24 protein-coding genes are annotated in these 18702 nt (G+C 68.6%); 10 read left to right on the forward strand and 14 right to left on the reverse strand.

All coding sequences use genetic code 11. The annotated features are described in order from the left end of the window. Nucleotides 1-3: 3 nt before the first annotated feature. A complete protein-coding gene (locus SK854_RS38975) occupies nt 4-882 on the forward strand; it encodes an alpha/beta fold hydrolase (RefSeq protein WP_319980166.1) in 879 nt (292 codons plus the stop codon). Between the two features lie 30 nt (nt 883-912). Here the strand turns inward: SK854_RS38975 and SK854_RS38980 are convergent, their stop codons facing one another. The 4 genes from SK854_RS38980 to SK854_RS38995 form a co-directional block, all read right to left on the reverse strand. Next, a complete protein-coding gene (locus SK854_RS38980; protein WP_319980167.1) occupies nt 913-1344 on the reverse strand; it encodes a hypothetical protein in 432 nt (143 codons plus the stop codon). Further along, entirely contained in the window at nt 1341-2651 is a 1311-nt protein-coding gene (locus tag SK854_RS38985) for an O-antigen ligase family protein (protein ID WP_319980168.1), read from the reverse strand. Before SK854_RS38985 ends, SK854_RS38980 begins: the two co-directional genes overlap by 4 nt. A 371-nt stretch (nt 2652-3022) precedes the next feature. Beyond that, on the reverse strand, nt 3023-3325 hold the full coding sequence (locus SK854_RS38990) for a hypothetical protein (RefSeq protein ID WP_319980169.1): 303 nt from the start codon (nt 3323-3325) through the stop codon (nt 3023-3025). Between the two features lie 433 nt (nt 3326-3758). After that, nucleotides 3759-4598 (reverse strand): RecB family exonuclease, encoded by an 840-nt coding sequence (locus SK854_RS38995; RefSeq protein WP_319980170.1) that lies wholly within the window; start codon nt 4596-4598, stop codon nt 3759-3761. A 42-nt stretch (nt 4599-4640) separates the two neighbouring features. On the opposite strand from SK854_RS38995, the gene SK854_RS39000 reads away from it, so the two are divergent. Beyond that, nucleotides 4641-4943: an ArsC/Spx/MgsR family protein gene (locus SK854_RS39000; RefSeq protein ID WP_319980171.1), complete on the forward strand. Its 303-nt coding sequence runs from the start codon at nt 4641-4643 to the stop codon at nt 4941-4943. 14 nt (nt 4944-4957) lie between these two features. Here the strand turns inward: SK854_RS39000 and SK854_RS39005 are convergent, their stop codons facing one another. From SK854_RS39005 to SK854_RS39020, 4 genes are all read right to left on the reverse strand, one after another. Further along, nucleotides 4958-5572 carry a MarC family protein gene (locus SK854_RS39005; protein ID WP_319980172.1) on the reverse strand — a complete coding sequence of 205 codons (615 nt, stop codon included), beginning with the start codon at nt 5570-5572 and terminating at the stop codon, nt 4958-4960. 12 nt (nt 5573-5584) lie between these two features. After that, nucleotides 5585-6442: a PHP domain-containing protein gene (locus tag SK854_RS39010; RefSeq protein WP_406601879.1), complete on the reverse strand. Its 858-nt coding sequence runs from the start codon at nt 6440-6442 to the stop codon at nt 5585-5587. A gap of 36 nt (nt 6443-6478) precedes the next feature. Then, a complete protein-coding gene (locus tag SK854_RS39015) occupies nt 6479-7039 on the reverse strand; it encodes a PH domain-containing protein (protein ID WP_319980173.1) in 561 nt (186 codons plus the stop codon). Between the two features lie 87 nt (nt 7040-7126). Further along, entirely contained in the window at nt 7127-7285 is a 159-nt protein-coding gene (locus tag SK854_RS39020) for a hypothetical protein (protein WP_169746024.1), read from the reverse strand. A gap of 215 nt (nt 7286-7500) precedes the next feature. Between SK854_RS39020 and SK854_RS39025 the strand changes: the two genes are divergently transcribed. Further along, on the forward strand, nt 7501-7839 hold the full coding sequence (locus tag SK854_RS39025; protein WP_406601885.1) for an NUDIX hydrolase: 339 nt from the start codon (nt 7501-7503) through the stop codon (nt 7837-7839). 28 nt (nt 7840-7867) lie between these two features. On the opposite strand, the gene SK854_RS39030 is transcribed toward SK854_RS39025, so the two are convergent. Next, nucleotides 7868-8863, reverse strand: a complete 996-nt coding sequence (locus tag SK854_RS39030; RefSeq protein ID WP_319980175.1) for a DUF2332 domain-containing protein — start codon at nt 8861-8863, stop codon at nt 7868-7870. Between the two features lies 1 nt (nt 8864). Next, on the reverse strand, nt 8865-9368 hold the full coding sequence (locus SK854_RS39035) for a MaoC family dehydratase (RefSeq protein ID WP_093602356.1): 504 nt from the start codon (nt 9366-9368) through the stop codon (nt 8865-8867). 286 nt (nt 9369-9654) lie between these two features. On the opposite strand from SK854_RS39035, the gene corA reads away from it, so the two are divergent. Together corA and SK854_RS39045 are read left to right on the forward strand one after the other, a co-directional pair. Beyond that, nucleotides 9655-10725: a magnesium/cobalt transporter CorA gene (gene corA / locus SK854_RS39040; protein ID WP_090065848.1), complete on the forward strand. Its 1071-nt coding sequence runs from the start codon at nt 9655-9657 to the stop codon at nt 10723-10725. 138 nt (nt 10726-10863) lie between these two features. Then, complete coding sequence (locus SK854_RS39045; protein ID WP_319980176.1) at nt 10864-11241, forward strand: hypothetical protein; 378 nt, start codon at nt 10864-10866, stop codon at nt 11239-11241. On the opposite strand, the gene SK854_RS39050 is transcribed toward SK854_RS39045, so the two are convergent. Next, the gene (locus SK854_RS39050; protein ID WP_319980177.1) at nt 11225-12304 is read right to left on the reverse strand and encodes a DUF2332 domain-containing protein; all 1080 of its coding nucleotides are present in this window, start codon (nt 12302-12304) and stop codon (nt 11225-11227) included. The genes SK854_RS39045 and SK854_RS39050 overlap by 17 nt on opposite strands. A 65-nt stretch (nt 12305-12369) precedes the next feature. On the opposite strand from SK854_RS39050, the gene SK854_RS39055 reads away from it, so the two are divergent. Genes SK854_RS39055 through SK854_RS39065 form a run of 3 tightly spaced genes read left to right on the forward strand, consistent with a single transcriptional unit; the run spans nt 12370 to nt 14383 of the window. Then, on the forward strand, nt 12370-13041 hold the full coding sequence (locus SK854_RS39055) for a metallophosphoesterase family protein (RefSeq protein ID WP_319980178.1): 672 nt from the start codon (nt 12370-12372) through the stop codon (nt 13039-13041). Then, a complete protein-coding gene (locus SK854_RS39060; RefSeq protein ID WP_319980179.1) occupies nt 13031-13897 on the forward strand; it encodes a ParB N-terminal domain-containing protein in 867 nt (288 codons plus the stop codon). The genes SK854_RS39055 and SK854_RS39060 overlap by 11 nt, the downstream gene beginning before the upstream one ends. A 9-nt stretch (nt 13898-13906) precedes the next feature. After that, complete coding sequence (locus SK854_RS39065) at nt 13907-14383, forward strand: GNAT family N-acetyltransferase (RefSeq protein ID WP_319980180.1); 477 nt, start codon at nt 13907-13909, stop codon at nt 14381-14383. 7 nt (nt 14384-14390) lie between these two features. Here SK854_RS39065 and SK854_RS39070 read toward each other — a convergent pair whose 3' ends face one another. Further along, nucleotides 14391-15383 (reverse strand): hypothetical protein, encoded by a 993-nt coding sequence (locus tag SK854_RS39070; protein ID WP_319980181.1) that lies wholly within the window; start codon nt 15381-15383, stop codon nt 14391-14393. 120 nt (nt 15384-15503) lie between these two features. Between SK854_RS39070 and SK854_RS39075 the strand changes: the two genes are divergently transcribed. Further along, nucleotides 15504-15806 carry an ArsR/SmtB family transcription factor gene (locus SK854_RS39075; RefSeq protein WP_319980182.1) on the forward strand — a complete coding sequence of 101 codons (303 nt, stop codon included), beginning with the start codon at nt 15504-15506 and terminating at the stop codon, nt 15804-15806. Next, nucleotides 15803-16309, forward strand: a complete 507-nt coding sequence (locus SK854_RS39080; protein ID WP_319980183.1) for an SRPBCC domain-containing protein — start codon at nt 15803-15805, stop codon at nt 16307-16309. The genes SK854_RS39075 and SK854_RS39080 overlap by 4 nt, the downstream gene beginning before the upstream one ends. Before the next feature lie 44 nt (nt 16310-16353). Here the strand turns inward: SK854_RS39080 and SK854_RS39085 are convergent, their stop codons facing one another. After that, complete coding sequence (locus SK854_RS39085) at nt 16354-17241, reverse strand: SDR family NAD(P)-dependent oxidoreductase (RefSeq protein ID WP_093602373.1); 888 nt, start codon at nt 17239-17241, stop codon at nt 16354-16356. Nucleotides 17242-17509: 268 nt separating this feature from the next. After that, nucleotides 17510-18694 carry an ABC transporter ATP-binding protein gene (locus SK854_RS39090; protein WP_319980184.1) on the reverse strand — a complete coding sequence of 395 codons (1185 nt, stop codon included), beginning with the start codon at nt 18692-18694 and terminating at the stop codon, nt 17510-17512. Nucleotides 18695-18702 lie beyond the last annotated feature (8 nt).

Raw genomic sequence — 18702 nt, forward strand, 5'->3', positions numbered from 1 at the left:
CTCGTGTACTCGCAGATCAGCCCGCACCGGGCGCAACGCGTCGACTTTCCGGGCCGTTACGGCACGATCGCGGCTCTGCGCGCGCCCGCGATGGGCGACGACGCGATGCGCACGACCGTGCTGCTCGTGCCGGGCTACACGGGTTCCAAAGAGGACTTCGCGCCGATGATCGATCCGATCGCGGACGCGGGTTTCGAGGTCGTCGCGATCGACCTGCCGGGCCATCAGGACTCCGCCGGCCCGGACGACGAGGCGCTCTACCGGCCTGGCCCGCTGGGTTCCGTGCTCGCCGAACTGATCGGGAAGATCGCGGCGGACGGGCGGAAAGTGCTGCTGCTCGGCCATTCCTACGGCGGTCTGGTGTCGCGGGCGGCCGTGTTCGCGGGCGCTCCGGTCGCCGGTCTGACGCTGATGTCGACGGGCCCGTCCGAACTGCCCGCGGGCGAACGCCGCACGGTGCTGGAGGTCGGCGAGCACGTGCTGGCCGAGCAGGGCGTCGAGGGCACCCAGAGGCTGAACGAACTGCGGTCGTCGCAGAACCCGGCCTGGGTGGCGCTGCCGCAGGAGCTGAAGGACTTCTACCGCACCAGGTTCCTCAAGTCGCGAGCCGCGGCGTTGCTCGGCATGGGCAACGGCCTGCGCTTCGAACCGGACCAGGTCGCGAAGCTGGCCCGCGCGTTGCGTTCGTCCGGCACGCCCTGTCTGGTGGTGTGCGGCGACTCGGACGACGCGTGGACGCCCGCCGCCCAGCGCGACATGGCGGAACGGCTGGACGCGGACTTCGCCGTGCTGCCGGGCGTGATGCACTCGCCGAACACCGAGGCTCCGCTGGAACTCATCTCCACACTGCTGCCGACGTGGCGAGCCTGGCTGAGTTCGTGAACTTCAACCAGGCCCTCCAGGTTCACCTCATCACGGGTTGATCCAGATCTCCCGCTCGTCGCTCGCGGTGTGCGGGTACGAGTTCAGGTCGGCCTTGGCGTACGCGGTGCCCAGGCTGAACGGCCAGCCCTGCTGAGCGGTCGCGGTGATCTTGACCGTCTGGAACCCGCCGGTGCAGGTGACGGCCTTGGAACCGCTGCCGGAAGCCACCCCGATGATCTTGGACTGGGTGACGTTCAGGTACACGTACGACTGCGACTGACCGACCGGGCAGGAGTAGGTCACGTCGACCTCGACCGCGGCGCCCCACGCCTTCACCTTCGCGGGCGACTCGACTCTGACGGCCCCCAGGGAAGGCGACTGCGCGCTCACCTCGGCCATGACCGGCGCGATGGACGCGAGAACCGCGCCACCCGCGACGGCGACGACGGCCAGCGTCTTACCCCCGGAAAACTTCTTCATGCTGCTGTGGTCCCCTCACTCATTCCGTCCTTTGTAGACGGAAACCCCAAACCGGCGCAGAGGCCGGCGACGACGAGGACGACGGGCAGGTGCCACAGGAAGTCGAAGCCGCTGTGCACCAGCACGACGCCCACCGCCGCCATCGCCCCCGCGTGCAACGACGTCCCGCGCCCTCGCCACATCGCGAGCAGCACGGCGGCCACAACCCCCAGCGCGAGCACCAGCCCGACAGCCCCCAGCTCGACGAGCACCTGGAGGTACTCGTTGTGCACATAACGCATGACGCGGGTGCTTTGGTTGCCCCCGCTGAAGAAAAAAGATCCATTTCCCGGCCCGACACCGAACAACGGCGTCCGCGAGACGAGTTCCAGCGCGGCCCCGGTCGCCCCGGCGCGGTCCGGTGAGCTGAACGAGACCCGCGTGGCCAGCCGATCGGCGAAAGCGAACGCGGCCACTCCGCCACCGGCCGCCAACAGCAGCGCGATCGGCACCACGAACCGTCCCAGCCGGGGCAGACCCAGCGCCACCAGCGCACCACCGACCAGTCCCGCGATCGCGAACAACGGCCGCGGCTCGTCGGCCACCCGCATGGACGGCAGCACCGCGGCAACGGCCACAACGGCCCCGAGCAGCGGCGGCACGGCAGCCGTCACCGTCTTCTTGAAACCCCAGAACGCACACAACGCCACCAGCCCGGCGAGCAACGCGATCACGCCGGCCCGGCTCATCGTCGCGCCGATCCCCGCGCACAGCAGGAAACTCATCACCGCCATGAGCAACGTGGGCCGCAGAACAAGCGACAACACGGCAGCCACCGCCATCACCGCCGCGGCGGCGTTCGGATAGGTCATCGTCGACGCGGCCCGCAACAACCCTTCCGCGACCGTCGTCCACGACGACACCCGGAACACCACAGCCACCCACCCGGTGACCCCGACCAGCGCACCAACCCCGACAACGACCGTGGCGAGCAACTCGCGTTGCTCCCGATCAGCCTGCGCCGCAACAAGTGTGGCACCGACGAACACCACGGCCGCACCCGCAGACGGCAACCCCGACACCACATCGCCTTCAAGCACCCCGCGCACCAACGCCCACGCCGCGAACGCTCCCCCAAGCGCCGCAAGGAGATCAGGCCGCGGCCGGGCGAGCACGACGGCCACCCCGACCAGCAGTCCCGACAGCACCCGACCGGGCAGGTAGTACCCGCCCTGCGCGACAACGGCAGCGGCGAACCCCGCCACCACCAGCAACACCGGAACCGGCAACGCGACCGATTCACGGCGCGCGCCAACGACATCCCCCACGGCCATCGACTTCCCCCAAGGATTCCGAACCGCCTCCCCAAGCGGATCGAAAGCACACTGTAGGGGCCTGGACGACTCGGGCGGAAGTGCGAATTTCCGGTCAATGCAACAAAAGCGGCGCGGCCTCAGCGGGCTGGGTTGGGTGTGGCGGGCTGGGCCAAGTCTGGCGGGCTGGGTTGGGTGTGGCGGGCTGGGCCAAGTCTGGCGGGCTGGGTTGGGTGTGGCGGGCTGGGCCAAGTCTGGCGGGCTGGGCCGGTCCTGGCGGGTCCTGGCGGGCTCGGCGGGTCCTGGCGGGCTGGGCCGGTCCTGGCCGGCTGGGCCGGGTCTAGCGGGCTCGGCCGGGTCTAGCGGGCTCGGCCGGATCTAGCGGGCTAGGCCCACCAGAAGGTCCACAGCGTCGCACCGCTCACGACGAGCACGGCCAGCGAGGCGATCGGCGCCTTCCAGTCCGCGTACCGGTCGGCCACGATCTGCCCGGCGACCACGAGCAGGGCCGCCACCACGTGCGCGACGACGGACAGCGTGCCGGGCCCAGGCAGGTCGCGGGAGTTCGCGTAGAACTGGACGCCGATGTTCCCCAGGGCAAGCAGCACCATGCCCACCGCGAGCACACCGCTCACAGCGCGCAGGATTCCGTAGGTCCGCGACGGCCGCTTGGCTGCTTCCACTTCCACTCCAGCCACCCTACGGGGCAAGGGGTGCGCCGGCAGGCATGGCCCAACCGCCACGGCGACGGCCTACGGCAAAAGCCGCACTCCACGCATCCTTACGGGGCACGCACCGCCGTCCCACACGAGCCGCCGGTCCGAACGAGCCGCAAGTCCGAACGAGCCAGCCGACCTGTACGAGCCACCAGTCACCCGGCTCCGAACTAGTCACCCGGCTCCGAACTCCGCTGCCCCCGCGCGCTTCCTTGTCACGCAACGAGTGAAACGCGTCTTCGGTTCCCGGCTATCCACAGGCTAGCCTCCTGAACATCGCCGCAGGTCAGAAAGCCGCAGCCTGTGGACAACTCGCGATCATGCATCCGAAGGCTGCTGACTCCGAGACCTGGCCGGCCCCTCCCAGACCTGGACCGACCATTCCATCCAAGACCTGGCCACCCCTCTACGGCGCCAGGAGCGCCCAAGGATCCAGCGGCGGCGCCGCCTCCTGCCCCTCCGCGCAACTCCGCCGGAAATCGCACCACTGGCACTGCCGCCCCGTCACCGGCGGAAACAGGATCTCCTGGTCCCCGCCGGCCTTCAGCGTCTCGGTGGCCAGGTCGATCTCGTCCGCGGCCTCCTCGGCGCGCCGGACGTGCCGGGCCAGCGACTCCTCCGTGTGCTCCCACTCCGCCACCGAGCCCGACGGCAGGTGGTGCAGCTCGACCCGGCGGCACGGCTTGCGGAGCGTCCGGCGGGCAGCCAGGGCGTACAGGGCCAGAGCCTGCGAGCCGCGGGCGTCGTCGGAGGTCAGGACGTGGCGGCCGGTCTTGTAGTCGACGATGACGAGTTCGCCGTCGCGGTAGTCGATGCGGTCGACCCGGCCCTCGGCCACGATGCGGTCGGTCGGCGACGACACCCAGCGCTCTACGCCCAGCGGTTCGAAGTCGACGTCGAGGGCGCTCACGTAGTCGTGGACCCAGCCCTGGGCGCGGGTGCGGTACTCGGCGGCCTGGTCGACGTCGCGGAAGCCCTCGGACTTCCACTGCCTGTTCAGCAGCGCCACGGCCTGGTCCGGGGTGCGGCGGTCCGGCGGCAGGTCGAAGAGGGCCTTCAGCGCGTTGTGCACGACGGCGCCGAGGGTGTTGTGCGCCCACGCGCCGCCCCGGGGTGGCGAGGGACGGTCCAGGTACGTCATGCGGAAGCGGCGCGGGCAGCTCGTCCACGTCGACAGCTTCGCGGGCGTGACGCGCACGAGCCGACGTGGTGCCGCGGTGCCGAAGTCGAAGCCGAGTTGTTCCACCCCAACCAAGTTACTCAGCACCCCTGACAGAAAATGAACCGCATGGAGATCTGGCACAACCCGCGCTGCTCGAAGAGCCGCGCCGCCAAGCAACGCCTCGACGAGAGCAACGCCGACTACACCGAACGCCGCTACCTCGACGACGTCCCGACGGCCGAGGAGCTGGACCACGTCCTGACACTGCTGAACAAGCAGCCCTGGGAGATCGCCCGCACCAAGGAGGCGGCGTACCCCAAGGACCTGGAACACGACCGCGCCCAGTGGATCGCGCACATGGTCGCCAACCCGAGCCTGATCGAACGCCCGATCATCATCGACGGCGACACGGCGCGCATCGAGCGCTAGACACCCGAGGCGATCTAGACACCCGAGGCGATGAAGCCCGCGACCGACGACGCGACGAGCTGCACGGCGATCGCGGCCAGCAGCAGACCGGCGATCTTGGCCATCAGCAGGATTCCGCTCTCCTTGAACACCTTGATCAGCAGGCCGGCGGACCGCAGCGTCCCCAGCAGCACGAGGTGCACGGCCACGATCGCCGCGGCCAGCGCGAGGTAAGAACCCCACGCCCCGTCCGCCTGCCGCACGAACACGATCGTCGCGGCGATGGCACCGGGGCCGGCCAGCAGCGGCGTCCCCAGCGGCACGAGGGCGATGTTCACGTCCTCGACCTCGGGGTGGTTGGTCGCGCCCTTGCCCGTGAGCAGGTCCAGCGCGATCAGCAACAGCAGCAGCCCGCCCGCGCCCTGCAGCGCGGGGATGCCGATGTGCATGTAGGCCAGGATCGAGTTGCCGGCCACGGCGAACAGCGTGATCACCAGGAACGACACCAGCACGCCCTGCCGTGCCGCCTGTTTGCGCGCCTCGCGGGACTTGCGACCCACCAGGCCCAGGAACACGGGCACGGTCCCCGGCGGGTCCATGATCACCAGCAGCGTGATCGAGGCCTCGATGAAGAGCCGCAGGTTGAACACCGCAACACCGCCCTATCCGACGAGGATCTTGCCGCCTGTCGCCCTCTCGGCCAGAGCATCCAGCATCTCCGGCGCCGTCGTCTCCGCGCCGAGCCGGACCGTCTTGTTCGTGCCGTGGTAGTCACTCGACCCGGTGACGATCAGGCCCAGCGAGTCGGCGAGCGAACGGAGCGACCGTCGCGTCTCGGGATCGTGGTCCGGGTGGTCCACCTCGACACCCGCCAACCCGCAGGAGGCCAGCGATCGTACGACGTCAGGCGCCACGACGGGGCCGCGGGAACGGGCGAAGGGGTGCGCGAGCACGGTGACTCCGCCGGCCTCGGTGATCATCTCGATCGCGCGCTCGACGGGCGTGTCCGTGCGGCCCACGTAGTACTGGCCGCCGGTCAGGAACGTCGCGAACGCCTCGTCCACGGACGTCACGACCCCGGCGCGGATCAGCGCCTGGGCGAGGTGCGGGCGTCCGGCCGGCGCGTCGAACGGCAGGCGGGACATCAGGTCGACCGGGTCGATCGGGAAGCCGTCGGCCTGCATCATCTCGGCCATCTTCTGCAGCCGGGTCCGCCGCTCCTCGCGCAGGCGGGACTGCTCCTTCATCAGCATGGCGTGCGTCGGGTCGTACAGGTACGCCAGCAGATGAACGGTGATGGTGTGGCCGTAGCCGTCCGGCGAGGAGCACGACAGCTCTGCTCCGCGCACGAGCCTGAGCCCGGGAGGCAACGCCGCGACGGCCTCTGCCCACCCCGCCGCCGTGTCGTGGTCCGTGATCGCCACCGCGTCGAGTCCCGCGAGGGACGCGGCCCTCACCAGGTCGGCGGGGCTGTCGGTGCCGTCGGACTCGGACGAATGGGTGTGCAGATCGATGACCACGTCGTCCAGTGTGGACGACGTCACCAACGACCCGTGTTACGGGACCATCTTCTTGCCGCGCGCCGCGCGCTGGGCCTTGATCATCGAGAACCGCTCGGCCTGGGCCTTCTTGTCGCCGAAGGTCAGTTCCGAGATGGCGTCGTAGACCTCTTCGGGGTTCGGCAGGAACTCCAGGCGGTTCAGCGCCTGGATCTGACCCGCCGACTCCACGATGAGCGTGCCGTAGCCGAACATGCGTCCGCCCACGGTGCGCTCGTAGGTGAGGTCGGTGACCTTGGTGATGGGCATCATCGCGACCTTGGTCTCGAAGACGCCCGAGGTCAGCATGAAGCGCTTGTCGGTGACGACGATGCGCTCCACCCACCACTCGATGATGAAGTACGCGACGCGCAGCAACACGAGCAAAGCCCCGTACCACAGCACGTTCTGGATCACGCCCGCGTTCGCCGGGAGCAGGTACGAGATCATCATGAAGCCGGCGAGCAGTGCCGCCGCCTCCAGGACGTCCCAGATCAGATAGGACCAGTGCCTGCGCACACGGATGACCCGACGCTCGCTCTGGAGCAGGTAGTCGTCCGGATCACGTGGTGCGAACATGCGCTACCAGCCCTTCCTGGTACCAGGCACTGCCCTGTCCATCCTGCTCCCCCGGCCCCCGCGATGGGTAGCCGGTTACCAGGAAGCCTAGAAGACGGAACGCACGAAGGTGATCAGAGCCTCAGCCGCGGTCCTCAGCGAGTTGAGGATGTTCTGCACCAGTTGGGCCGCCTGCTGGGGCTCCGCGATGAGGAAGAAGAGCAGCAAGGCGATTCCAGCGAAAGTGAGAATCTTCTTCAAGTTCACGGTGTCCACCCCGTCCGCGTCGCACCCGTTTGGCGCCGTTCGTGACCGTTGTACAGCACGATTCAGCACCTTGGGAGATTTGTACCGCAGCCGGGGTAGCGAAGAGCACCGCCGTTCCGGTGTGACTACGCTTCGTGATCGTGACGGCCAGCAGCAAGCGCACGATCCGTTGCGTCGGAGCCATCGTTCATGACTCGAATGGGCGACTACTGCTCGTGCGACGCGCCAATCCTCCTGGTGAGGGCATGTGGTCGATACCAGGCGGTCGCGTGGAGCCAGATGAGACGGATGAGACTGCCGTGACTAGGGAACTGCTCGAGGAGACGGGACTCTCCGTCACCGTCGGACGCCTCGTCGGCCACGTGGAGCGACCGGCCCCGAATGGGGTTTATTCGATCTTCGACTACGAATGCCAGGTCACATCGGGTTTGCTCCGAGCGGGCGACGACGCATCGGATGTCGCTTGGGTCGACGGTGCGACCTTGGACACACTTCCGACCACGGATGGCCTTGTGGAAGCGCTCTCCCAGTGGAACTGCCTGCCCAGGGGCTGATCAGGTTCACGCGTTAGTGGCCCCGCGTTCAACGCCAAACGAGACGTTGCCCGTGGGCCTCGGTGGTCGCCAGAGTGGTCGTCTCCACGCCTGAGTCACGCACATGGATGAGCCGCAGCTCACCGGCCTCGTGCGCGGCCCACCAGACAGGTCTGCCCAAAGCGGACAACGCGGGCACGAGGTCCAGTCCGGACCCGCTGGAGATCACGACGAGCGGCGCGTCGATCGGCTCGACCGCCTTGGCGAGGTCCGTGAGCGGGTCGCCGGTCACCATGCGCGGCGGGTTCTTGCGCAGCACCCCGCAGGCCACCCCGAACAGACGCAGCCGTTCCGGTTGGTCGGCCCACACGCAGGCCTCCAGCCACGCGTAGGCGTCCTCGTCGGCCAGGTCGGCGGGTGCCACCCCGATGCCCGCCTTCGCGGCCACCTTGACCGTCTTGGGCAGCTTCGGCAGCGCCGCGCCCGGTGCGAGCTCCAGCGCGCAGTGCAACCCCAGCGCGGCCTTCGTCGGCCCGGCGACGAGCTGACCGGCCTCCGCGGTCTGGTACCGGTACGAGTACTGGTCGAGCCCGAGCAGCAGGCCGGCGGTCGTGGCGACCTCCACGAGCCCGATCGGCCCGCCCGCCTGCTTCGCCGCGGCGACGACGGCCGGGTAGAGCAGGGCCGCGCGCCGCACCTCGTTGGTCTGGATCACCTGGGTGCTCACCAGGGTCCGCACCCGGTCGCCGCGCTCCAGCAGGAAGTCCCGGAACAACGGCCAGGTGTTCTCGTCGGCGCCGTACGTGCCGCCGAGCGACGGGTAGTAGTTCGAGAGCTGGTGGAACGGCTCGGCCTGCACCAGCCGGTGCGCCGCCGCCAGCAGGAGCTCGCCCGTGGCGTTGTCCTCGCTGGCGGCGGTCAGCAGGTCGGCGACCTCCGGATCGGCGGCAGCGCGCGAGGCGAGGTGCTCGTAGAGCGGCGATGTCGCCGCAGCCTCCTCAGCGAACGCGCGCAGACGTCGTTGTGCCAGATCCAGAGAAGTCACTTCACTCCTTGGGTTCAGGGCGTCCCGGCTGCTCGCCACCGCGAGCGTCACCGTAGGACTGCTTCGGCACCATGACCTTGCGCCTGAAGACGCACACGACCGTGCCGTCCTGCTTGTAGCCGCGAGTCTCCACGTAGACCACGCCCCTGTCGTCCTTCGACTTGGACGGCGTCTTGTCGAGCACCTCGGTCTCACCGTAGATCGTGTCACCGTGGAACGTGGGCTTCACGTGCCGCAGCGACTCGATCTCCAGGTTGGCGATCGCCTTGCCGGAGACGTCGGGCACGGACATGCCCAGCAGCAACGAGTAGATGTAGTTGCCGACGACGACGTTCTTGCCGAAGTCCGTCGTGTTCTCCGCGTAGTTCACGTCCATGTGGAGCGGGTGGTGATTCATCGTGAGCAGGCAGAACAGGTGGTCGTCGTACTCCGTCACCGTCTTACCGGGCCAGTGCTTGTAGACCGCTCCGACCTCGAACTCCTCGTAGTACCGACCGAACTGCACCGCGCCTCCAACTACGTGTGATCGAGATCTGACTCAGGTGGGGAGACAGTCTTTACGCGGAGGGAGTACCCTCGGCAACCGGTGTGTGAGGATTTCCACCACCAGTGACTTCGCCCCGAGGAGGTGAGGACCCCTAAATGAGCAAGGACCCCCACCCTGCCAGTACCAAGCGCGTCCTCACCGAGGTGGCCTGCTAGATCGTTCTAGTTCGCTGAGTCTCCACCGGTAGGACGCCCGTCGTGCTTTTCGTGCACTTCGACGACGTGTGGCCCTGGAGGAACTCACCATGCCCAGCCTGCCCTCGATCCGCGGACGCGGCGCCCAGCAGCGCCCGGCACCGCGCATCACCGTGCCCGTGTCGCACTACGTGGTCGACTGCGCGGTCTACGTCGATGGCAAGCGCTTGCCCGGCCGATGGACGCACACCGACGCCGTCAAAGAGGTCAGCAAGCGCAAGGACGGGTTCGTCTGGATCGGACTGCACGAGCCGGACGCCGAGCAGATCGAGGGCATCGCGGAGACGTTCGGCCTGCACGAGCTCGCGGTCGAGGACGCGGTGCACGCGCACCAGCGCCCGAAGCTGGAGCGGTACGACAACACGCTCTTCATGGTCTTCAAGACCGTGCGCTACGTGACGAACGAATCCCCCGACACCGCCAACGAGATCGTCGAGTCAGGCGAGATCATGGTGTTCCTGGGCAAGGACTTCGTCATCACCGTGCGGCACGGCAACCACTCCGGTCTCTCCAAGCTGCGGCACGTGCTGGAGGCCGACCCGGAGCGGCTGGAGATCGGCCCGTCCGCGGTGATGCACGCGATCGCCGACCAGGTGGTCGACAACTACCTCGAGGTCACCGACCACATCGAGGACGACATCGACCGCATGGAGGAACGGGTCTTCGCGCCGCGCACCGAGGTGAGCGCGGAGCAGATCTACATGTTCAAGCGCGAGGTCGTGGAGCTTCGTCGCGCGGTGATGCCGCTCGCGAACCCGTTGCGCCGCTTGGCGGAGGGCTACACGCCGCTCATCCCCGAGCAGGTGCGGGCGTTCTTCCGCGATGTCGACGACCACCTCACCGAGGTGTCCGAGCGCGTCATCGCGTTCGACGAACTGCTGACGACGCTGGTCGACGCGACGCTCGCGAAGATCACGCTGCAGCAGAACACCGACATGCGCAAGATCACCTCGTGGGTCGCGATCATCTCCGTGCCCACCATGGTCGTCGGTGTGTACGGCATGAACTTCGACTACATGCCCGAGCTGAAGTGGAAGTTCGGCTACCCGCTGATCATGAGTCTGGTCCTGATCGCCTGCCTGACGCTCTACCGAATACTGCGCCGAAATCGCTGGCTCTAGTCCCGGTTTCGCCCGCATTTTCGTTGTAGAGGGGCCCTGTCATGACCAGAATTCTCACCAACATCCGCTTCTGGATCCTCGCGTTCCTGCTCTGCTGGATCACCACCGTGTTCGTGCTCATCAGCGGAACGCCCTGACGTGAAAGCGCGGCTGACGAACCTCAGGTTCTGGCTGCTGGTGTTCCCGATCGGCTGGCTCGCGATGGTGTTCGTGTCCATCGCGGTCTGGCCGTCACCGGGTGCCGAGTCACCGGACGAGCTCGCCGCCGAAGTGACGAACGCGTTGCGCGCACACGACTTCCACAAGCTGGAGCCGCTGCTGGCGGTCGGCGGAGAGGACGTCGCGAAGTCGACCGCGGACCAGTTCCAGACCGCACTGGTGGAGCGCGGCGTCTACCGCGACGGCGCCGTCGTCGTCGAGTACACGCACGACGGCGTCCGCGCGGAGTTCCGGCTGCCCGTGGAGATGCAGGACGGCCGGTACGTGGTGAACCCGGTCGTCACTCCCAAGGGGTGACGTCCCAGGTGAACGGCGTGCCGTGGCCCGCGCCGTGGCCGAGGTTCAGCGAGATCCCGGCCGGCCAGAGCTTGAGCAGCAGCTCGAACCGGTAGTCGTCGTCCGTGCGGCGCGGCTCGAAGACCAGCAGTGCCAACGGTGACGTGGGTGTCGCCTTCGCGGCCGCGTCGGCCAGCACGGCCCTGCCCATCGCCCTGTCCGCGGGCGAGACGTACTGCCACACCACCGAATGCCAGACGACGGTGAGCACGTCGCGTTCGGCGCGAGCGAGCTGGTTCGCGAGCCATTCCGGGCCCGCCGACCGGTCGACCTTCACGGGATCCGTGGCGGCCAGGTCGAGCGCGTCCCGCAGGCGGTTCCACCTGTCGAGCTGATCGGCCCAGACGAACGAGCTCAGGTGCAGCCGTCCATCCTCTGTGGACACGTCGACCGGGGTGAGGTCGCAGCCCGCCCTGCCGACGACGCGCAGCCGGTGACCCAGGTCCGCCGGTGGCCTGCCGGTCCACTCCGGGTCGAGGACCAGCAGGCTGTCCGGATCGCCGAGGACCGTGTCCGGAAGCCGGTAGCCGACGTGGTGCGGGCGCAGGTTGAGCCCGCCGCTCGCGCCGACCTCCAGCAGGCGCACGCAGAACGGCACCTGCCTTCCCGCTGCCTTCGCGGCCTCCTGCGCGGCGACCATCAGGCCGCCGTAGAGGGGCGCGCTGCGGCCGGGCTCGTTGGTCTGCACGACGGTGGCCAGGACTCGTTGCCTCAGGACGTCCGCGTGCTCGGTGAGGGCGGGCAACGCGTCCTCCCACAGCGTCGGCAGGTCCGGCCGGCCACCGGCGGACGGGTAGTGCTTCGCGAGGCCCGGCGCGCGCCCTTCGAGCACGAGCCGGTGGACGGCGCCCGCGAACCGCAGACCGGGCACGGTGCCCTCCCGGTCGCGTTCGGAGCCCGCCATGATCCTGGTCGTGACGCCACCCCGCCGGAGGTCTGCGGCGGCGTCGGTGAGGAGTCGCTGGGTCAGCGGACTGCGGTCGCGGCATCCGTGGGCGGCCGCGGCGAACAGCTCGGCAAGCACGGTGAACACGCTAATGGCAGCGCTGCCGGCCGTCATGTGGGGAAAGTTCTCATTACAGTGCTGGAATGGCTCGGATTCTGGCTGTCGCGGACGAGGTGGTCGAACAGCTGTGGACCGACAGGGTGTTCCAGTACGCCGACGTGGACCTGATCGTCGCGGCGGGTGACCTGCCGTTCGACTACCTGGAACACCTGGCCGACGCGCTGGACAAGCCGCTGGTGTTCGTCCCCGGCAACCACGACCTCGACCTGTCGGGCTACTCGAACGTGCGCGGCCTGTGGACCAAGGCGGGCGTTCCGGTGCGCTGGCCAGGTCCAGCCGGTGCGGTGAACGCGGACGAACGCGTGGTCGACGTCGCCGGCCTGCGGATCGCCGGTCTCGGTGGTTCGATCCGCTACAACAAGGGCCCGAACCAGTGGACGGAACGGCAGCAGGCCCGCCGTGCCCGCCGGGTGTCCCGGCTGGCCGGGTGGCGCAGACTGCGGGACGGACGTGGCGTGGACGTGCTGCTGACCCACTCGCCGCCGTTGGACTGCGGCGACGAACCCGACGCACCGCACCGCGGCTTCGAGTGTTTACGCGGACTTGTCTCGCGGTTGCAGCCGTCGTTCATGCTGCACGGCCACATTCATCCGCACGGCCATCCACGCCCGGACCGCGCGCTGGGCACGACACGAGTGATCAACGTGGTTCCGCAGAAGGTGCTGGACATCTCGGGAGGTCGCGATGAGACGTGACACCGGTTTCCCCGTCGCCGACGCCGAAAGCGACTTCCTGCGCGCCCGCCGGCGCCAGGTGATGTCGCGCCTCGCGACCTGGCTGCGCCGCGAGCCCGACGACGTGAACATCATGCTGCCGTTCCACGAGGTCGTGGAGGCGCTGGGGATGGCGTCGGAGAAGCGCCTGGGCCTGCAGTCGATCCGGCTGGACTCGATCGTCGGCAGCGTCGACCGCACCCGCGACTTCGACCGCCGCTTCCGCCCGACGTCCGGCCGCGTCCGCGAGCGGTGGCAGCGACTGGCCCTGGCCGCGCGCCGGGGCGAGAGCGTGCCGCCGATCGAGGTGTACCGGATCGGCGAGCTGCACTTCATCATGGACGGCCACCACCGCGTCTCGGTCGCGCACGCCCTCGGGCTGACCACGATCGACGCGTACGTGACGCAGGTGATCACGCGGATCAACTCCTCCGGCATCCGGTACCGCGGCGACCTGATCGTGAAGGACTACCGGCGCCTCTTCCTGGACCGCGTGCCGCTGGGCGGCGAGGCCCGTGCCGCCGTGGTGCTGTCCGACCCGTGGCACTACGCCCAGCTCGGCGAGCACGTCGAGGCGTGGGGGTTCCGGCTGATGCAGGACACGGGCCAGTTCCTCGACCGCGCCGAGATCGCGCGCCGCTGGTACGCCGACGAGTACACGCCGGTCGTGGCGATGCTGCGGCAGGCCGACATGATCGGCGACCGGACCGAGACCGAGGCGTACATGTGGGTCGCGGCGGAGCGGTACCGCCTCATCCGCACGCACCGATGGGACGCCGAGGTCATCAACGCCGTGCGCGAGGAAACTCGCTCGCACGGTCGTACGGGCCGTGGCTAGCGTGCGCGCGTGACTGATCTTGTAACCGCACGCCTGATCCTGCGCCCGTGGTCCGAGCTCGACGTGAAGGCCGTGGTGGGGGAAACACGCCTGCCGTCGTGGGCGGCCGACTTCCCCTCCGAGGGCGACGCGGTGATCGCCGGGGTGCTCCTGGAGAACCCGGTCTGGCTGTCGCCGTCCGGGCACCGCCTGATCATCGAGCGGGCGACCGAGGAAGTCGTGGGGTCGCTGGGCCTGTTCTGGCCTCCTTCCGACGGCAGGGTGGAGATCGGTTACGGCGTGGTGCCCTCGCGCCAGGGACGTGGCTACGCCTCGGAAGCGACCGCCGCCCTTACCGCGTTCGCGCTGGAACTGGACGGCGTGCACACCGTCCACGCGAACGTCGAGCCGGCCAACCCCGCCTCCGCCCGCGTGCTGGAGAAGGCGGGCTTCACCCGGTACCAGAGCACCGACGAGCTGATCGGCTACCAGCGCACGGCCGGCTGACCCGCGCTCACCGGGGTGCCACCCGCGGCCCGTCCGCGTCCGGCAGCGGCCGCGCCTGGTCCAGCACCTCGTCGGTGTACTTGTCGAGCAGCCGGGTGCCGATCTGCTGGGCGTAACCGAAGATGACCGCCCACAGCAGCAAGGCGGCCGCCGACGGGATGCCGATCAGCCCACTCGTCACGCCGGCGCCCAGTGCCAGGATGCCGACCACCGCCAGTGCCGCCCCGAGCATGATCTTGATCAGTGCCTGGTAGCCGATCATCACGTACGGCGAGAGCGATGGCCGGCGACGTAAGAGCAGGACCACGGAGGCCAGCACCGCGCCGAACGAGCCGAGCACCTGCACGAGCCACACGTCCACACCGGACGCTTTCGCGGTGCCACCGGGACAGACGGTCGGGAGCGCGTTCTCCTTCGGGTCGACGCACAGCGGGATGATGCCCGGCTTCACGATGCCGACGACGCCGAGAACCGTGTTGATGACGAAGAGCACCAGGGACGCGGCGATCAGCTTGTTGCGCAACGCACGGGAACCCGCGTGCGCGAAGTCCGAGTTGTCGTAGGCGGCACGCAGCGCGTCCACCACGATCGCGCGTTCGACCGCGGGCGTGAACTCCCCCGGCCGCAACGCTTCCAGGGCTCGGCGGCGTGGGTCGTCGTCGTCCAGGTACTGCGCCACCCGTGCCTGCAGACCCGGCAGCCGCCCCAGGAACCCGCGCTCGGCCGAGATCGTCGCCACCTCGGCCTCGTGCAGGGCGCGCCAGGCGCGTTCGATGTGCCAGCCCGACCACCACGACGGCAGCATGCGCCACCACGGCTCGCGGCTGCCGAGCATCGCCTCGACCACGGCCGCCTGCTCCTCGGCGGTGCGGCGCCACACGTCGCCCTCGGGATCGACCGGATCGGACGGGCCGAGCGCGGCCAGATCCGCGCGCACCCGGTCGAGCCGGGACTGCACGACAAGTCTCCAGTCGGTGACTCTGGGTTTACGTTCGGCCATGTCCCGATGGTGACAGGCGGCACCGACAATTTCCGCAGCCATCCGTGTGACGTGCGCAAACGTCACCAGAACGCCTATATGCACTTGCGCTTATATACGTGCTGAGTTATACAACTGACCGTGGACGTCTTCGAGGCAGTAGCCGAACCGAACCGGCGGCACCTGATCAGCCTGCTGGCCGAACGCGAACGCACCGCGGGTGAACTCGTGGACAGCCTGCCCTCGCTGACCCAGCCCGCCGTGTCCCGCCATCTCCGCGTCCTGCGGGAAACGGGCCTGGTCGAGGTGCGACCGGACGGTCAGCGCCGCGTCTACGCGCTCAAACCCGATGGCCTGCAACGCATCGACGACTGGATCACCCCGTACCGCCGCTTCTGGCGCGACCACCTCGACGCACTTCGACAGCACCTGGAGAACGGATGAACGACCTCGGCACCATCACCGCCGAAGGCGCGCACGCCACCCTCACGTTCCACCGCAGGTTCCGGTTCCCCATCGACCGCGTCTGGGCGGCCATCACCGACGACGCCGAGCGCAAGGCGTGGTTCGGCGAGGGAACCGTTGACCCGCAAGGCGAAACGGTCGTCATCGAGCCCGAGGATCCGCCCGCTCCGATGGAGGCCAAGCGCGTCACGGGCCGCATCCTGACGTGGCAGCCGCCGGCGAACGGCCGCGCGGTCTTCGAACACGAGTGGCACCAGCGCATCGTGGAGGACAGCGTCGTGCGCTACGAGCTCACCGCGGACGGCGACGAGACCCTGCTCCAGTTCACCCACCGCGGACTGTCCGAACGCAACGCCAGGGGTTTCGCACCCGGCACGCACGCGTTCTTCGACCGCGCGGAAGCCTTCCTGCGCGACGAGACCCCGCCGAACTGGAGCGAGCGCTACGCCGAGGTCGCGCCCGCTTATCCGGCCTGGAAGTAGAGGAGGCGCCGCCCGGGGCGCCGAGCGACACCTCCTCCGCGGGCTCAGGCGGTCTGCGAAGGCTCCACCAGCGCACGGAGCCGGGGAGGCATCCTCTTCTCCAACCCGTACGGTTCGAGGTGGGCCTGCAACACACCCGTGAACGCCCGCTCCACCGAAGCGGTGTCCCAGTTGTCGCTCTCCAGGATCGGCTGCTTGAAGTACGGCTGCCCGACGATGTGCAACTGCCTGCCGTTGCACCGGATGACCTGCCCGGTGATGCCCTCGGCGCGGTCCGAGAGCAGGAACAGCACGAGCGGCGCCACCTTGCCCGGCGTCCGGTCGGCCGGAATGGCGCGCAGAGAACGTTCCGACTTCCACACCATCCGCGTGTGCGCGACAGGGCACACGGCGTTCACGCGGATGCCTTCGGACTCCAGGTCGAGAGCCCACGAGTAGCTCAGTGAGGCCACCGCTCCCTTGGTCGCCGAATAGGTGGCGAGTTTGCGCTGGCCGAATGAGGCGCCGGAGGAAATGTTGATGATGGAGCCGCCACCGGTGGCGCGCATCGCCCGCATCGCCGCGATTCCGACGTAGATGACGCCGAGGACGTTCACCTCGACCACTTGCTTGATCGTCTCGGGGTCGTCCTCCCACGGCGCGGTCTCGTAGTTCAGGCCCGCGTTGTTCACCAGGCCGTCGACACGGCCGAATTCGTCGACGCACAGGTCCACGATCTTGGCCGCCTCGCTGGGATCGGCGACCGTGTGGTTCGAGGCCACGGCGCGGCCGCCGAACTCGCGAATGTGCTCCGCGACCCGTTCTGCCAGGTCACCGTCGTTGTCGTTGACCACCACGGACGCGCCGGCGAGGGCGGCGTGCATGGCGTAGGCCTCGCCCAGCCCCCGGCCTGCCCCCGTGATGACGACCGCTTTACCGTCCAGGATCCCCATTGCGCGCTCTCTTTCACTCGGCGGCGGTTCCCGAACCCCCCTGTGGTCCTGTCCCCGCCTTCGACAAGCGTGCGGACTGTCCCGAGGTGCGAAGAGCATGTTTCGATGAGTTGTCGCTGCCGAGCGCCCAATGGCGAACCGAGTTCGGCAGGGCAGATAGGGCCGGACTAATCAGTCCCAGGTGCACGAGGGCTTTTGCCCTCACTCGTTCGAGTGACAGAAACGGGCCGCCTTCCCACGAGGGGAAGGCGGCCCGGGAAACGAGAATTCACCGTTCCGTGTAAGTCAGGTTCCTGCCGTTGGACGGGTCGAAGAGCTGCACCTTGTCCGCGTCGAACCAGATCTCCGACGAAGCGCCTTCCACCGCGTCGGACGCCGAGGACAGCCGCGTCACGAGCGAGATGCCGTCACCCGGCACGTCGTCCGATCCCGCGTCCGCCGCGAGCTCCTGGAGCTCGGCCGAGGCCGCCTGTTCGCCCGTGAGGTTGAAGTAGGCGTACTTGTCCGAGCCCATCGACTCCAGCACGTCCACCTGGTGCGTGAACTTGCCGCCCGACGACAACGCCGCCGCGTCGACCAGTGCCGCGTCCTCGAAGTGCTCCGGGCGGATGCCCATGATCACCTCGCGGGGCGCGTCGGCACCCTCCACCAGCTGCCGCACCCGGTCCGTCAGCGTGACGTCGCCGAGGATCGAGCGCAACGAGCCGTTCTCCAGCGTCGCCGGCACGAAGTTCATCGACGGGGAGCCGATGAAGCCCGCGACGAACAGGTTCGCCGGCTGGTCGTAGAGGAACTGGGGCGCGCCGATCTGCTGCACGACACCGCCGCGCATGACCACGACCCGGTCGCCGAGGGTCATCGCCTCGGTCTGGTCGTGCGTCACGTACACCGTGGTCGTGCCGAGCTGCTTCTGCAGGCGCGACACCGAGGTGCGCATCTGCACGCGCAGCTTGGCGTCCAGGTTGGACAGTGGTTCGTCCATCAGGAACGCCTTGGGGTTGCGCACGATCGCGCGGCCCATCGCCACGCGCTGCCGCTGGCCACCGGACAGGTTGGACGGTTTGCGGTCGAGGTGCTGCGTGAGATCCAGGATCTCCGCGGCCTCCTTGACCTTCTTCTCCACCGTCGCGTTGTCGACCTTGGCCAGCCGCAACGGGAAGGCCATGTTCTCCTTCACCGTCATGTGCGGGTAGAGGGCGTAGGACTGGAACACCATCGCGATGTCGCGGTCCTTGGGCGCCTTCTCGTTGACGCGCTGCCCGCCGATGCGCAGCTCGCCGTCGGTGATGTCCTCCAGGCCCGCGATCATGTTGAGCGTGGTGGACTTCCCGCAGCCGGACGGTCCGACCAGGATGATGAACTCGCCGTCGGCGATCTCGAGGTTGACCTCCTGCACGGCCAGCGCGCCGTCGGGGTACCTCTTGGTCACCTTGTCCAGAACGATCTCTGCCATTGGTCAAC

The organism is Lentzea sokolovensis (assembly GCF_033949975.1).
GTDB lineage: Bacteria > Actinomycetota > Actinomycetes > Mycobacteriales > Pseudonocardiaceae > Lentzea > Lentzea sokolovensis.